Raw genomic sequence first — 15,072 nt, 5'->3', positions numbered from 1 at the left:
GACGCCATAAGGTCCAGCGCGTGGGGGAAAACCCCTTCCGCGCTGGATCGCGCCCGCTCGTTCGACAAGCATTCAGCATCCGAAGGCACCTCGACGGGCCGAAGGGATAAGGCTATCGCGGCGCGATGACCGCTTTCACTGCTCCGCTGCGCCTGCGTCTGGATAGCGATGCGCTCGTGTCGAACTGGGCCTGGTTGAAGCACCGCAGCGGTGCCGCTGCCTGTGGCGCGGCGATCAAGGCAGACGGCTATGGCGCGGGCGCGGTCGAGGTCATGCGCCGCCTGATCAAAGCGGGCTGCCGCGACTTTTTTGTGTCCAACTGGGCAGAGGCCGCCATGGTCGAGCCACTGCTGGAACAGGGTATTTCGCTCGCCGTGCTGCATGGCGTGCGGGATGAGGACATGGCCGTGGCGCTGTGTTCGCGGGCGCGTCCGGTGTTGAATACGCCGGTCCAGATCGCGCGCTGGAAAGCGGCGGGCGGTGGCCCATGCGACGTGATGGTCGATACGGGGATGAACCGGCTGGGTCTCGACTGGCGCGCCGATGTCGCGGCGCATTTGGCGGGGCTGAAGGTGGAAACGCTGATGAGCCACCTTGCTTCGGCAGATGACGATACGCCGCTTACGGCCACTCAACTGATGCGCTTCAAAGAACTGACGCGGCATGTGCCTGCCGCCCGCTATAGCCTGGCGAACAGCGCGGGCATATGTCTGGGCGAAAGCTATGCGTTCGATCTGACGCGGCCCGGAATCGCCCTGTATGGCGGTATCCCTCGTTCCGAAGCCGAGGGCCTTATACGGCAGGTCGTGTTTCCGCAGGCGCAGATATTGCAACGGCGGCTGGTGCTTGCAGGCGACACAATCGGTTATAACGCCACCCATGTGGCAGCGCGCGACATGGAAATCGCCGTTCTGAACCTGGGCTATGCCGATGGATATTTAAGGGGCTTTTCCGGGTGCGGGCGGGTGTCTTTCCAAGGCGTCGGCATGCAGGTCGTGGGACGTGTGTCGATGGACCTGATCGCCGTCGATGTCAGCGAGGCATCCCATGTCGCGGAAGGTGACTGGCTGGAAATCGACTATGCCCTTCCGGCGGCTGCGGCCATTTCGAACCTGTCCCAATATGAATTGCTGACGGGTCTGGGGCCGCGATTCGACCGGGTTTGGAGCTAGAGTGGAGGAATTGCCCCGTTCGGCCTGAGGAAGGAGAGCCCATCGACAGGCTCAGGGCGAACGGGGGAAGTGATTTCGATGTAGCGCTCGTTGATTGAGAGCGCGCCGGTGAGGCCAAAAGAAAGGCCGCCGATCTCAGGGAAGAGAGCGGCGGCCTGTTTTGTTCAAGCGATCAGATCAGCGCTCAAGGCACATGGATACGCCCATGCCGCCGCCGACGCACAGGGTTGCCAGACCCTTCTTCGCGTCGCGCTTCTGCATTTCATAGAGCAGGGTGGTCAGCACGCGCGCGCCCGATGCGCCTACGGGGTGACCGATCGCGATCGCGCCGCCGTTCACATTGACCTTTTCCGGGTCCCAACCCAGTTCCTGACCGACCGCCAATGCCTGCGCCGCGAACGCCTCATTGGCTTCGATAAGGTCAAGGTCGGCGAGTGACCAGCCAGCCTTCGCCAGTGCGTTGCGCGTGGCCGGAGCCGGGCCGATGCCCATGACCGCAGGATCAACGCCGCAGGTGGCAAAGCTGGCGATTCGCGCCAGGACAGGAGCGCCACGCCGGGCCGCTTCTTCCGCGCTCATCACCACCAGCGCAGCAGCGCCGTCGTTGATGCCGCTAGCATTGCCGGCCGTTACGGTGCCGTCCTTCTTGAACGCCGGGCGCAGGGCCTGCATCGCATCGAATGTGGCCCCCGCGCGAATATACTCGTCCGCATCGACGATGGTGTCGCCCTTGCGACCCTTGACCGTGAAGGGCACGATTTCATCCTTGAACCGACCCGAAGCGCGGGCGGCTTCAGCCTTGTTCTGGCTGGAGGCGGCGAACCGGTCCTGCGCTTCGCGGCTGATCTGATATTTTTCCGCCAGATTTTCAGCGGTCACGCCCATATGGTAATTGTGAAAGGCGTCGGTCAGGCCATCATGCGTCATGGTGTCGATCAGGGTGATCGGTCCCATCTTTGCACCGGCGCGCAGATATTGGGCGTGCGGGGCCAGCGACATGCTTTCCTGACCGCCCGCGACCATGATGCGCGCATCGCCAGCCTTGATCGCCTGCGCGGCGAGAGCAACGGCGCGCAGACCGGAACCGCACAGTTGGTTAAGGCCGATGGCGGTCCGTTCGACGGGAATGCCGGCGTTCACAGCTGCCTGACGCGCGGGGTTTTGGCCCTGGCCTGCGGTCAGAATCTGGCCCAGAATGACCTCATCGACCTCTTCGGGCGATACGCCAGCCTGAGTAAGCGCGGCGATGATGGCGGCGCGGCCGAGTTCGTGGGCGGGGGTGGAGCCGAAGGCCCCCATGAAGCTACCTACAGCGGTGCGTTTGGCGGCGGTGATGACGATGTCTGACACAGTCCCAATCCTTGATCATGATCCAATTTTGGGGTCGCCTTATCATCATCCACCATGGGTGGAAACCCATTCAGACAGGGGATTCCACAACAGGGTGCGCGCCTTGCCGCCCACAATCATGCCGACATGGCCAAGGTCCAGGGTGAAGCCTCCATTCAGGGTCGGAGCGGCACTTGCAGGGACGATTCGGTCCGTGGAAGATCGGATCGAAAGCGTAGGGCAGGCAAGCGCGTCGGGGTCTACCTGGCCGCCGCCGACTCGCCATTTCAAACGGCCGGGCTGGTTCGCGCCATAGAAGTTTTCGAACAGGTCCCGACCTGCGGCGAAGCTGAGCGGTGCGCCGCCATTGGCCCAATCTTCAACGGCTAGAAACGTATGTTCCGCATCCGATCCTGCTGCCATGGACGCGAAAGCGGCATATTTCTGGATGGTGCGCGCCGGATCGAGCGCCCAGAAACCGGATTGAAGCACTTCCATCGGAACATAGCCGAGCTTTTCGCAGGTCGGCCTGGCGCTCTTCCAAAGTGACGCGATCACTTCGCGGTCAGCGGGAGGGAAGCCGTCAAACTGCCATGGTGCGGCGATTGTCGCCACCCCCTGCACCTCCATGACGGCCGCCGCGCCCAGCGCCAGGCTGCCGCCGAGGCAATAGCCCACCAAAATCGGCGGGCGAGGCAGGGCTGCGAACATGGGCAGCAGCCGATCGGTGACATGGCCGTCCAGCCCCAGATCCGTGTCGTCCTTCGTCGGGCGGCCCCATTCGACAAGATAGGCATCATGGCCTGCTGCAGCCATGTGGCGCAGCATGGATCGCCCTTCCGACAGGTCGAGCACCTGCGGCGGATTGATCAATGAGGGCACGAAAACGACCGGCGCACGGCCATTGTCGCGGCCAAAGCGCAGCAATTTTGCACTCCCCGCAGTTGCGAAAGGCTTTGGCACGGGAGGAGGGGCAGGGCGGACCGCTTCCTGATATTTGCGTAATCCCTGAAACGCCAATCGTCTCAAATCGGGATTAGCTTCAGTTTCGCGCCATAAAATACTGAGAAACAGGGGTAATGGCCGCGGCCCATGTTGCGGCGCGGCAAGGCTATGTGCTAATGCGGAAACTACAGGTGTGGGAGAGGAATCCATGGCCAAAACCAAGACCGCCAATCTATCCGATCCGGTCATTATCAAGAAATATGCGAACCGACGGCTCTATAACACGGAAACGTCGAGTTACATCACGCTTGATCTGCTGTCGCAAATGACTCGTGAGGGGCGCGAGTTCGTGGTCGTGGACGCAAAGACCGGCGAGGATATCACGCATAATGTCCTGACCCAGATCATCATGGAGGAAGAACAGCGGGGCACGAACATGCTACCGGTGAATTTCCTGCGCCAGCTGATTTCCATGTACGGCGATTCGATGCAGTCGATGGTGCCGCAATATCTGGAATCGTCGATGGACGCGTTTCGCAAGAACCAGATGCAGTTTCAGGAAGCCATGAAGGGCGCTTTTGGCGGCGGCCCCCTGGCCGAGATTGCGAAGCGCAACATGCAGATGTTCGAAGCGGCGGCGACTGCCTTTGGAAGCGCGCCTGGCATGCCGGGGGTTCCCGGTGCCGCACCTGCGCCCGCCCCAAATGCGGCGGCGTCGGAAGAGAGCAAGGATGATGAGATCGCGCTGTTGAAAGCGCAGCTCGCCGCGTTGAATGCCAAGATCGACAAGCTGAGCTGAGGCGCGCGTTCGGGGTCGACGGGACGGCGCGCTTCGCTTATGGCGCGCCATCCTTTAGAATGAAGATCAAGGTCGGTCCCCATTGAAGCACGCCCTTTCCGTTACCCGCGAACAGGATTTCGCCGCCTGGTATCAGGCCGTCATTTCTGAAGCCGACATGGCGGAGGAAAGCGGCGTGCGCGGGTGCATGGTCATTCGCCCATGGGGCTATGGCATATGGGAACGCATTCAAAAGCTGCTGGACGATCGCATCAAGGCGACCGGCCATGAAAACTGCTATTTCCCGCTCTTCATCCCGCTTTCCTATTTTGAGAAAGAGGCGGAGCATGTCGATGGCTTTGCCAAGGAAATGGCGGTCGTCACGCACCACCGCCTGATCCAGAAGGATGGCAGGCTGGTGCCCGACCCAGAGGCCAAGCTGGAAGAGCCGCTGGTCGTTCGTCCCACGTCCGAAACAGTGATCGGCGCGGCCTTTTCGCGATGGGTGCAGAGCTGGCGCGATCTGCCGGTGCTGATCAACCAGTGGGCGAATGTCGTCCGGTGGGAAATGCGCACGCGCATGTTCCTGCGCACCGCCGAATTCCTCTGGCAGGAAGGGCATACCGCTCACGCCAGCGTCGAAGAGGCGGTGGAAGAGACGATGAAGATGCTGGAAGTCTATCGCAGCTTCGCAGAAGAATGCGTGGCGATGCCGGTTATCGCGGGCGAAAAGCCGGAGAATGAGCGATTCCCCGGCGCGGTGGCGACCTATTCCATCGAAGCGATGATGCAGGATGGAAAGGCGTTGCAGGCGGGCACGTCCCATTTCCTGGGGACGACATTTTCATCGGCGCAGAACATCAAGTTCCAGAATGCCGAGGGGCAACAGGAGCTTGCTCAGACGACGAGTTGGGGCATGTCCACCCGCATGATCGGCGGGCTGATCATGGTGCATGGGGATGATGACGGGCTGCGCGTGCCGCCGCGCCTTGCCCCCTATCAGGTCGTTGTCGTCCCGATGCTGCGCGATACTGACGAAGATGCGGCGATCATCGCCTATTGCGACGATCTGGTGACCGCGCTCAACAAGCAGGATATTTTCCGCGAACCCATGCGCGCGCTGCTCGACCGGCGCCCGGCCAAGGCCGCGAACAAGCGTTGGGGCTGGGTGAAGAAGGGCGCGCCGATCGTGATCGAAGTGGGCGGCCGGGATGTTGCGGGCGGTAATGTGTCCGTCATTCGGCGCGACCGCCTCTATCGCGAGGATGGCAAGCTGGACAGCAAGATCGTGGCGAAGGACGCCTTCATCGGTCAGGCCGCATCCATGCTGGAGGAAATCCAGCAGGCGCTTTTTGCCGACGCTCAGGCACGGTTGAATGGCAGCATTGATCGGTCGATCACGTCACTCGACGCGCTCAAGGCCTATTTCGCGGCCAGCAAGAAGCAGGGCTGGGCGCTGGTGCAATGGGCAAAGCCGACCGGCCCCGCGCTCGACAAGGTCGTCGAATGGCTGAAGGGTGAAAAGCTGACGCTGCGTAACGTGCCGGTCGATGCTGAAGCTGCCGATGGCGCGTGCATCTTTACTGGTGAGAAGGCGGTGGAGCGGGTGCTGGTGGGGCGCAGTTACTGATTATTCCCTCGGACTAAGGGGTGGGGTGAGCGAAGCGAGCCTGCTGTGCAGGCTGCCCACCCCCGGCCCCTCCCGCCTGCGGGAGGGGGGCAACATGGCTGTTACAGCACATATTTGCTGAGGTCGGTGTTGCGTGCCACGTCGCCTAGCTGCTTTTCGACATAGGCGGGGTCGATCACCAGAGTTTCACCCGCGCGATCTTCGGCATCGAAGCTGACATCTTCCAGCAGTTTTTCCATGACGGTTTGAAGCCGCCGGGCACCAATATTTTCCACCTCTCCATTCACCTCGGCAGCGATCCGGGCGACGGCGCGGATGCCATCGGGCGTCAGGTCGATGGTGACGCCTTCGGTCGCCAGCAGTGCGCGATATTGCGCGACCAGGCTCGCCTTGGTGTCGGACAGGATGGCGACGAAGTCGTCTTCGGTCAGGGCCTTGAGTTCCACGCGGATCGGCAAGCGGCCCTGAAGTTCCGGCAGCAGGTCGCTGGGCTTTGCCACGTGAAATGCACCCGACGCGATGAACAGGATATGGTCGGTCTTGAGCGGGCCATATTTGGTCGAAACCGTCGTGCCTTCAATCAACGGCAGCAGGTCGCGTTGCACCCCTTCACGGCTGACGGAACCCCCGCGCACATCGCTGACGGCGATCTTGTCGATTTCGTCCAGAAACACGATGCCGTTCTGTTCGGCGCTGGCGATGGCGACGCGGGCGACATCGTCCTGATCCAGCCGCTTTTCCTGTTCTTCCTCAACCAGCTTGTCCCAGGCTTCGGCCACGCGCAGCTTGCGGCGTTTTTTCTGGGTCTGGCCAAACGCCTTGGACATCATGTCGGACAGGTTGATCATGCCGACCTGTCCGCCCATGCCGGGAATCTCCATCGGCATGGAGGGGCTGTCGGCGACCTCCACCTCTACCTCGACATCGTTCATCTGGTTGCCTTCGATCCGCTGGCGGAAGGATAGGCGGGTGGCTTCACTCGCTTCCTTGCCGGTGAGCGCGTCGAGCAGACGCGCCATGGCCGCTTCGGAGGCGGCTTCGCGCACGGCCTCGCGTCGGCGGTCCTTTTCCAGCCGTACCGCTTCCTCGACCAGGTCGCGAACAATCTGCTCCACGTCGCGGCCTACATAGCCGACTTCGGTGAACTTGGTGGCTTCCACCTTCACGAAGGGCGCGTCGGCCAGTTTGGCCAGACGGCGGCTGATTTCCGTCTTGCCGCAGCCTGTGGGGCCGATCATCAGGATGTTTTTCGGCGTCACCTCATCGCGCAGATCAGGCGAGAGTTGCAGGCGACGCCAGCGGTTGCGCAGGGCGACGGCGACGGCGCGCTTTGCATCGGCCTGCCCGATGATGTGCGCGTCCAGCGCGGCAACGATGGCTTTGGGGGTCAGGTTGTCGTTCATAATCTGTTTCAGCATCCGTTCGCCCTGAACGTGTCTAAGGGCATGTCGTGACTTGAAGAGAGAAGGAGGGCTTCGTGATTTGGACGAGACAGGCGGCTCGTTCAAACAGCCCGAACGGGAATCAGGAGGTAGAGGCCAATTCTTCGACCACCAGCTGGTCGTTGGTATAGACGCAGATTTCCGCCGCCACGGCCATCGCCTTGCGCGCCAGGGTTTCGGCATCTTCCTCATATTCCACCAGTGCGCGAGCAGCGGCGAGGGCGAAATTTCCACCGGAGCCGATCGCCGCGACGCCGCCGATCGGTTCCAGCACATCGCCATTGCCGGTCAGGATCAGCGTCACTTCCTTATCGGCGACGATCATCATCGCTTCCAGATTGCGCAGATATTTGTCGGTGCGCCAATCCTTGGCAAGTTCGACAGCGGCGCGCATGAGCTGGCCATTATGCCGCTCCAGCTTTGCCTCCAGCCGCTCGAAGAGGGTGAACGCGTCGGCGGTCGCGCCTGCGAAGCCGCCGATGACAGATCCGTCATGCAGGCGGCGGACTTTCCGGGCGTTGGGCTTCATCACGGTCTGGCCCATGGAAACCTGCCCGTCGCCCGCGACGATCACTTTTCCATTTTTTCGTACCGACATGATGGTGGTCCCGTGCCAGACGGGGAAGCTGCTGGAATGTTGGTCGTTCATGGCGCGGCATATGGTGGTGAAGGGGCCGCCGCGCAAGCGTCACGCGATACCGCGCCAGGACGTTTCATTTGGCCGATGGAAATGTGACGAGCGGTTCGGGAACCAACGCCGGTTAATTGACATTGTGCAGCGCAACACGGATCATGTCCGGCCAATGAATAGAGGTAGCATATGTCTCTCAAGACCAGAGCCAGGGAGAAGGTCGAGCGGGCGGGGATCTCCAACTATTCTTTCGACGATGACGTGCTGGTGATGTGCGGCGTCCGCTATACGCTTGCCGCATGCCGTTGCGGAGAGCCGGACTGCGATGGCGTTCGCCTGGAAAGAAACGCCGCGATGCTCAATCCTGCGCTTCAATAGAAAGGGTGGGGCGTTGGCCCCTGCCTTAATGCATCGCGTCCTTGCCCGCGCGGCCCACGGATTCAATGTCGCGCCCGGCACCCTGCACCATGTTGCAGGCCGTGACTGAGGATAGGATCAACCCGGCAAGCAGCAGGGCAATGGTCTGACGCATGGAATGGACGCTCCTTTATGACGCGCCTTCTATAGCCAGCGCTTAAACGGCGGGCAAAGCCATTTTTGGGAGCTATTCTGCTCCATGCTTGACAGGAACAGACCTGGGTGCCAATGGCCGCATCCTCCTTTCAGGGGGCGCGTAGCTCAGCGGTAGAGCACACCCTTCACACGGGTGGGGTCACAGGTTCAATCCCTGTCGCGCCCACCATGGCATCAGCGCCATGGCAGGAAATATAATTTCCCCGCATTGATCTTTTCATCCGCGCCGCGTTAATCCTTTGCGTCTCTATTATGGGCCGCCGCCGTGTGGCCAGGCGAAAGGATGACGATGTCCGCGACTATCAACAGCGGCGTTGCGATGGGGGCGCTGCTGGCGCTGACCACGGTGTCGGCACATGCGGGCGAGGCGCTGACGCTGGAGCGCGTCTTTGCCAGCCCTGACCTTTCCGGCCCACAACCCCGCGCCCTGAAGATATCGCCTGACGGCGCGCTTATCACGCTGTTAAAGCCGCGAGCGGATGAGAAGGAACGGTTGGACCTGTGGGCAATCGACAGCGCGACCGGCGCGGAACGGATGCTGGTGGATTCGAAGAAGACGGGTAGCGGAGCCGATCTGTCCGAAGCCGAAAAGATGCAGCGGGAACGTGACCGTTCGGTGGCGGGCAGCACGGGGATCGTCAGTTATGATTGGGCACCCGATGGCAAATCGATCCTGGTTCCGGTGGATGGCGATTTGTACCTGGCGGGGCTGGATGGGGATGTCACGCGTCTGACCCAAACGCCTGACGGGGAACTAAATGGCGTCGTCAGCCCCAAGGGCGGCTTTGTGTCGTTCGTGCGTGGCGGCAACCTGTTTGTCCAACCCATTGGCGGGAAAGAGCGGCAGTTAACGCAGGGTGCCAGCGACACAGTCAGTTGGGGCGTGGCGGAGTTCGTCGCGCAGGAGGAAATGGACCGCCGCACAGGCTATTGGTGGTCGCCCGACGATGGGATGATCGCCGTGGCCCGCGTCGATGAAAGCCCTGTGGGGATTGTCACTCGCACCGCCATCGGCGGCGAAGGGACCAGGGTCTACCAGCAGCGCTACCCTGCCGCCGGGTCACCCAACGCATTGGTCGAGCTGTATGTGATGAAGGCCGACGGATCGGGGCGGGTGAAGGTCGAGCTGGGCAGGGATGCCGACATTTACCTTGCCCGCGTTAACTGGTCCAAGGATGGCAGGACGCTCTATGTCCAGCGGCAGAGCCGGGATCAGAAGACGTTGGACCTGCTGGCGGTTGATCCTTTCACGGGCAAGGCCAGGACCGTGCTGACGGAAACGGCGAAGAGCTGGATCAACCTTTCCAACAATTTCCATAGCCTTGGCGACGGCAGCTTCCTCTGGTGGTCGGAAAAAAGCGGCCATGGTCATCTTTACCATGTGAAGGGGCAACGATGGACCGCGCTTACCGGTGGCGACTGGGAGGTCCGTGACCTGGTCGGCGTGGATGAGGGGAAGGGCGTCGTCTATTTTACCGGCAACAGGGAAACGCCGCTGGAGCAGCAGCTTTATGCTGCGCCGCTTAACGGCCATGGCCCCGTTCGCCAGCTGACCAGCAATGGCTGGTGGAACGACGCGGTGATGGACGGGACGGCGACGCGTCTGGTGGTGTCCCGTAGCAATAGCGATCATCCAAGGCAGCTTTACCTTGCCGACGTCGATGGGAAGCGGGTCCGCTGGCTGTCCGAAAACGCGATCACGGGGGATCATCCTTATGCGCCCTACCTCGCCAGCCATGTTCCGACCCGTTTCGGCACGGTGAAGGCGTCGGACGGATCGACGCTTTACACCCGCATCATGACGCCACCGATTGAGCCGGGGAAGCGCTATCCCGTCTTCATGATCCATTATGGCGGGCCAGGGGCGGGGCGGGTCGTTACCAACCAGTGGAACTCGCCCGTCTATCAATATCTGGTCGATCGCGGCTGGATCGTCTTTGCCATCGACAATCGCGGCACGCCCGATCGCGGCAAGGCTTTCGAGGATCATCTGTACCGGGCCATGGGCACGGTCGAGGTCGACGATCAGTTGAAGGGCGTCGAGTGGCTCAAGTCGCAGCCCTTTGTCGATCCGGCGCGGATCGCAACCTATGGCTGGTCCTATGGCGGCTATCTGTCGCTCAAATTGCTGGAAAAGGCACCGGGCGTATTTTCCGCCGCCGTCGCGGGCGCGCCCGTCACGCGGTGGGAGCTATATGACACTCACTATACCGAACGCTATCTGGGCATGCCGCAGGATGAACGCAGCGCTTATCCGGCGGCGGGCGCGGTGGACGACGCGGTGAAGATCAAAGATCCCTTGCTGGTCATCCACGGCATGTCCGACGACAATGTCGTGTTCGACAATGCAACGGCGTTGATTGCGAAGATGCAGGCCGCCGCCGTTCCGTTCGAAATGATGGCCTATCCAGGACAGACCCATCGCGTGGGCGGGCCGGGCATCAGCGTTCATCTGTGGCGCACGATAGAGGATTTCCTGGCCCGGCACGGCGCAGACCCGGCCCCGCGCACCGACTAAGAAAGACAGGCTTGGCCGGGGCAAAGCCGCTTCATGCTGGACAATTTCGGCTGCGCCGCTATGGCCCGCACTCCGCAATTTTGCATGGAGTGGAGTCTTTAGTCATGGGTTACAAGGTCGTCGTCGTCGGTGCCACGGGCAATGTGGGCCGCGAAATGCTGACCATTCTCGCTGAGCGCGAGTTCCCGATTGACGAGATCGCGGCGGTAGCTTCGTCCCGGTCGCACGGCACCGAAATCGAATTCGGTGACAGCGGCAAGATGCTCAAGTGCAAGAATATCGAACATTTCGACTTCACCGGTTGGGACATTGCGTTGTTCGCCGCTGGCTCTGGCCCGACGGCTGAATATGCGCCCAAGGCGGCTGCGGCTGGCTGTGTCGTGATCGACAACAGCTCGCTGTATCGCATGGACCCGGACGTGCCGCTGATCGTGCCGGAAGTGAATCCCGACGCGATCGACGGCTACAAGAAGAAGAACATCATCGCCAACCCCAACTGCTCGACCGCGCAGATGGTCGTGGCCCTGAAGCCGCTGCACGATGCTGCGACGATCAAGCGTGTCGTCGTCGCGACCTATCAGTCGGTTTCGGGTGCGGGCAAAGAGGGCATGGATGAGCTGTTCGAGCAATCGCGCAACATCTTTGTCGGCGATTCGGCCGTGGCCAAGAAGTTCACCAAGCAGATCGCCTTCAACGTGATCCCGCACATCGACGTGTTCCTGGACGATGGTTCGACCAAGGAAGAATGGAAGATGGTCGCGGAAACCAAGAAAATCCTCGATCCCAAGATCAAGTTGACCGCGACCTGCGTCCGCGTGCCGGTCTTCGTCGGCCATAGCGAAGCGATCAACATCGAGTTCGAAAATGAGATTTCGGCGAGCCAGGCGCAGGACATCCTGCGCGAGGCCCCCGGCATCATGCTGGTCGATAAGCGCGAGGATGGCGGCTATGTCACGCCGGTCGAGTGCGTGGGGGATTACGCCACCTTCATCAGCCGCGTGCGTGAGGATTCGACGATCGAAAACGGCCTGTCGCTGTGGTGCGTCAGCGACAACCTGCGCAAGGGCGCGGCGCTCAACGCGGTGCAGATCGCAGAGCTGTTGGGCCGCCGTCACCTCAAGAAGGGCTAAGTCCCTTTGATGATCCCCGGCGCTGTCGCAGTCTGGAAAGCAATTCCAGTCGCGCAGCGCCGGATGATCCTGCTGCTGGTCGCCGCCATCGGCGTGGCGAATATCAACCAGCCTTTTCCTGAACTGGCCCCGTTGCAACATGGGCCGACATTTGCCCTGGCGCTTGCCGCGCCGTGGCTGCTTAATCGCTGGTCACTGTCCAACGGTGCGGTCGCATATGTGTTGGCGTTCCTGCTGCTGCACACGCTGGGCGGGCGCTACATATATTCCTATGTCCCATATGACGATTGGGCGCGTGCCATCAGCGGGCATGATATTTCCACCACTCTGGGCTGGCGTCGCAACGGCTATGACCGGTTCGTCCATTTCGCCTTCGGGTTGCTGCTGACGATCCCGATTGCGCAGGTCGCCCGCCGATATGGCGGCATGCGCCCGCGTTGGAGCTTGAGCTTCGCCTTCATTGCGGTGGGCTTTATTGGTGCGCTCTACGAGATTTTCGAATGGCTGCTGACCCTGGTTGCTGCCGGAGAAACTGCTGACTGGTATAACGGCCAGCAAGGCGATGTCTGGGACCCGCAGAAGGATTTGGCTGCGGCACAGATTGGTGCGGCGCTCGCATTGCTGCTGCCCGGAGCGCGCGGCCCTCGACAAGCCGGGGGCTAATCCATATCGGATGGGGGCCAGCCAAGGGATAGCCGATGACCGACCTGCATTTTGAAAAGCATGAGATTGAAGGGCTGGGGGGGCTGCCCATCGCCGTGCACATCGCAGGCGAGGGACGGGACCTTGTGCTGATCCATGGTTATTTTTCGAACGCCGCCACCAACTGGATACGTTACGGACATGCAGCAAGGCTGGTAGAGGCGGGCTTTCGCCTGATCCTGCCCGACCTTCGCGGACATGGTGAAAGTGGAAAGCCGCATGATGCCGCTGCCTATCCACCAGATGCGCTGACCGACGACGGACTGGCGCTGGTCGATCAGTTGGGCCTGACCGACTATGATCTGGGCGGCTATTCGCTGGGCGCGCGCACGACGGTGCGCATGCTTGCCCGTGGCGCTACGCCGCGCCGCGTGATCCTGGCGGGAATGGGGCTACGTGGCCTGGTCCACACGCTGGACAATGGCGGCTATTATCGCAACGTCCTTACCAATTTGGGGAGTTTCGAACGGGGTACATCTGAATGGATGACGGAAGCCTTCCTGAAGACGACCAAGGGCGATCCGGTCGCGATGCTTCACATCCTCAACACCTTTGTGGATACGCCCGCCGAAACGGTCAGCACCTTTGCTCAGCCGACGGCAGTCATCTGCGGCACCGACGATCAGGATAATGGCGTGGCGCAGGAACTGGCCGATATTCTGCCCAAGGGCCAATATATCGAGGTTCCCGGCAATCACATGAACGCCGTCACCCGCAAGGAATTGGGGCAAGCGATGGTGGATTTCCTCACCGCCTGAGTGGCACTTTAGCGGAAGGGCGGCTCGTTGAACGCCCGCAGCTTCCGGCTGTGCAGCTTGGGTCCTTCCTGCCGCAACAGCTCGCAGGTCATCAGTCCGACGCGAAGATGCCCGGCGATCGCCTCCTCATAGAAGCGGTTGGCCTGGCCCGGCAGCTTGAGTTCACCATGGATCGGCTTGTCCGACACGCATAGCAGCGTTCCATAGGGGACGCGGAACCGGTAGCCCTGCGCCGCGATGGTTGCCGATTCCATGTCGATCCCGACCGCGCGCGACAGGCTGAAACGTAGCGCTGAGCTGGAATAACGCAGTTCCCAATTGCGGTCGTCGGTGGTGACGACGGTTCCGGTGCGCAGGCGACGCTTGAAATCTTCCTCGCCGCTTCCGCCCAGCACCGCCTGCGCGGCTTTGGCGAAGGCGACCTGGACTTCCGCGATGGCGGGCACGGGAATTTCAGGCGGAAGCATCGCGTCCAGCACCTTGTCATCGCGCAGATAGGCGTGGGCAAGGACATAGTCGCCGATCCGCTGGCTGGGCCGCAGGCCGCCGCAATGGCCGATCATCAGCCAGGCTTCGGGGCGTAGCACGGCCAGATGATCGCAGATCGTCTTGGCATTGGCGGGGCCGACGCCGATGTTGACCAATGTGATGCCGTTGCGGTTAGGCGCGATCAGATGATAGGCAGGCATCTGATGCTTGCGCCAAGCGCTGTCAGCGATCATTCGCGCCGGGTCCGCCGTTTCGCGCGTCACATAGACGCCGCCTGCGCCGGAAAGTGCGGTGTAGGGGCTGTCGTCCCGCTGCAATTCCTGGCAGGCCCAGTCCACAAATTCGTCGACATAGCGATGATAGTTGGTGAACAGGATGTAGCGCTGGACATCTTCCGCCGGGGTGCCGGTATAATGTTTGAGCCGCGCCAGGGAAAAGTCGGTGCGCAAGCCGTCGAACAGAGCGAGTGGGCGCTGTCCGTCCGCGTCGGGCATGAACAGCCCATCGGCGATCTCGTCCCCGATCTCCGCCAATTCCGTCGCCGGAAAATGGCGCGCCAGTTCGGTTGGAGGTATTCCGTCCAGCGCGGTGATGTCCAACCCGTCGAGAACGTAAGGGAAAGGGATGAGCTGGTCGCTGACCGCCGTTTCAACCTCCACGCCATAATCGCGGACCAGCAGGTCCAGCTGTTCGGCCAGATAGTCGGCGAACATGGCGGGGCGCGTGACCGTGGTCACATAGCGACCAGGCTTTGAAAGACGAGCAAAGGACCGACCTGGTGGCGGCGCATCCGTTTCCGCCTTATGGGTGATGCGCAGTTCGGGATAGCAAAACCGCCCGTCCGTCCGGGCTTCGGGCGGAGGAAGGCTGCCATCGCGGGCGTAGGCCTGCATCGCGTCGCGCAGATTTTCGATGGACGCCTGGTAGATTTGCTCAAGTTGCGCGACGATCGCGCTGCCGATGCTTTTCGTCATC

Annotated in this window: 14 protein-coding genes and 1 tRNA gene; 9 read left to right on the top strand and 6 right to left on the bottom strand. The window is 61.6% G+C overall.

The window, feature by feature from the left end; all coding sequences use genetic code 11:
- Positions 1-125 precede the first annotated feature (125 nt).
- Positions 126-1,172, top strand: a complete 1,047-nt coding sequence (gene alr, locus FHS54_RS07840) for an alanine racemase (protein ID WP_167303229.1) — start codon at positions 126-128, stop codon at positions 1,170-1,172.
- A gap of 177 nt (positions 1,173-1,349) precedes the next feature.
- Here the strand turns inward: alr and FHS54_RS07835 are convergent, their stop codons facing one another.
- Together FHS54_RS07835 and FHS54_RS07830 are read right to left on the bottom strand one after the other, a co-directional pair.
- Positions 1,350-2,522 carry an acetyl-CoA C-acyltransferase gene (locus FHS54_RS07835; RefSeq protein WP_167303228.1) on the bottom strand — a complete coding sequence of 391 codons (1,173 nt, stop codon included), beginning with the start codon at positions 2,520-2,522 and terminating at the stop codon, positions 1,350-1,352.
- A gap of 45 nt (positions 2,523-2,567) precedes the next feature.
- Positions 2,568-3,656 carry an alpha/beta hydrolase gene (locus FHS54_RS07830; RefSeq protein ID WP_243855685.1) on the bottom strand — a complete coding sequence of 363 codons (1,089 nt, stop codon included), beginning with the start codon at positions 3,654-3,656 and terminating at the stop codon, positions 2,568-2,570.
- Between FHS54_RS07830 and phaR the strand changes: the two genes are divergently transcribed.
- Together phaR and proS are read left to right on the top strand one after the other, a co-directional pair.
- Positions 3,655-4,245 (top strand): polyhydroxyalkanoate synthesis repressor PhaR, encoded by a 591-nt coding sequence (gene phaR / locus FHS54_RS07825; protein ID WP_167303226.1) that lies wholly within the window; start codon positions 3,655-3,657, stop codon positions 4,243-4,245. The two genes, FHS54_RS07830 and phaR, sit on opposite strands and share 2 nt — an antisense overlap.
- 82 nt (positions 4,246-4,327) lie before the next feature.
- Positions 4,328-5,854, top strand: a complete 1,527-nt coding sequence (gene proS, locus FHS54_RS07820) for a proline--tRNA ligase (RefSeq protein ID WP_167303225.1) — start codon at positions 4,328-4,330, stop codon at positions 5,852-5,854.
- Positions 5,855-5,955: 101 nt separating this feature from the next.
- Here proS and hslU read toward each other — a convergent pair whose 3' ends face one another.
- Both hslU and hslV read right to left on the bottom strand, forming a co-directional pair.
- Complete coding sequence (gene hslU, locus FHS54_RS07815; protein ID WP_167303606.1) at positions 5,956-7,257, bottom strand: ATP-dependent protease ATPase subunit HslU; 1,302 nt, start codon at positions 7,255-7,257, stop codon at positions 5,956-5,958.
- Positions 7,258-7,378: 121 nt separating this feature from the next.
- Positions 7,379-7,945 carry an ATP-dependent protease subunit HslV gene (gene hslV, locus FHS54_RS07810; RefSeq protein WP_167303224.1) on the bottom strand — a complete coding sequence of 189 codons (567 nt, stop codon included), beginning with the start codon at positions 7,943-7,945 and terminating at the stop codon, positions 7,379-7,381.
- Between the two features lie 171 nt (positions 7,946-8,116).
- On the opposite strand from hslV, the gene FHS54_RS07805 reads away from it, so the two are divergent.
- Positions 8,117-8,305, top strand: coding sequence for a hypothetical protein (locus FHS54_RS07805; RefSeq protein WP_167303223.1), 189 nt, complete (start codon positions 8,117-8,119; stop codon positions 8,303-8,305).
- A gap of 25 nt (positions 8,306-8,330) precedes the next feature.
- On the opposite strand, the gene FHS54_RS07800 is transcribed toward FHS54_RS07805, so the two are convergent.
- Entirely contained in the window at positions 8,331-8,459 is a 129-nt protein-coding gene (locus tag FHS54_RS07800; protein ID WP_167303222.1) for an entericidin A/B family lipoprotein, read from the bottom strand.
- A gap of 135 nt (positions 8,460-8,594) precedes the next feature.
- Here FHS54_RS07800 and FHS54_RS07795 point away from each other — a divergent pair.
- From FHS54_RS07795 to FHS54_RS07775, 5 genes are all read left to right on the top strand, one after another.
- Positions 8,595-8,669, top strand: a tRNA-Val gene (locus FHS54_RS07795).
- Positions 8,670-8,789: 120 nt separating this feature from the next.
- A complete protein-coding gene (locus FHS54_RS07790; RefSeq protein ID WP_167303221.1) occupies positions 8,790-11,018 on the top strand; it encodes a S9 family peptidase in 2,229 nt (742 codons plus the stop codon).
- 104 nt (positions 11,019-11,122) lie between these two features.
- Positions 11,123-12,148: an aspartate-semialdehyde dehydrogenase gene (locus FHS54_RS07785; protein WP_167303220.1), complete on the top strand. Its 1,026-nt coding sequence runs from the start codon at positions 11,123-11,125 to the stop codon at positions 12,146-12,148.
- 9 nt (positions 12,149-12,157) lie between these two features.
- Positions 12,158-12,811, top strand: coding sequence for a DUF2238 domain-containing protein (locus tag FHS54_RS07780; RefSeq protein WP_167303219.1), 654 nt, complete (start codon positions 12,158-12,160; stop codon positions 12,809-12,811).
- Between the two features lie 35 nt (positions 12,812-12,846).
- Positions 12,847-13,608 carry an alpha/beta fold hydrolase gene (locus FHS54_RS07775; RefSeq protein ID WP_167303218.1) on the top strand — a complete coding sequence of 254 codons (762 nt, stop codon included), beginning with the start codon at positions 12,847-12,849 and terminating at the stop codon, positions 13,606-13,608.
- 8 nt (positions 13,609-13,616) lie between these two features.
- Here FHS54_RS07775 and FHS54_RS07770 read toward each other — a convergent pair whose 3' ends face one another.
- The gene (locus FHS54_RS07770; RefSeq protein ID WP_167303217.1) at positions 13,617-15,071 is read right to left on the bottom strand and encodes an AMP nucleosidase; all 1,455 of its coding nucleotides are present in this window, start codon (positions 15,069-15,071) and stop codon (positions 13,617-13,619) included.
- Position 15,072: the final 1 nt, after the last annotated feature.

It is taken from the genome of Sphingobium vermicomposti, from assembly GCF_011762025.1.
Lineage (GTDB): Bacteria > Pseudomonadota > Alphaproteobacteria > Sphingomonadales > Sphingomonadaceae > Sphingobium > Sphingobium vermicomposti.
The sequence above is the reverse complement of the archived record's forward strand: the minus strand, read 5'-3'. Positions and strand labels throughout refer to the sequence as shown.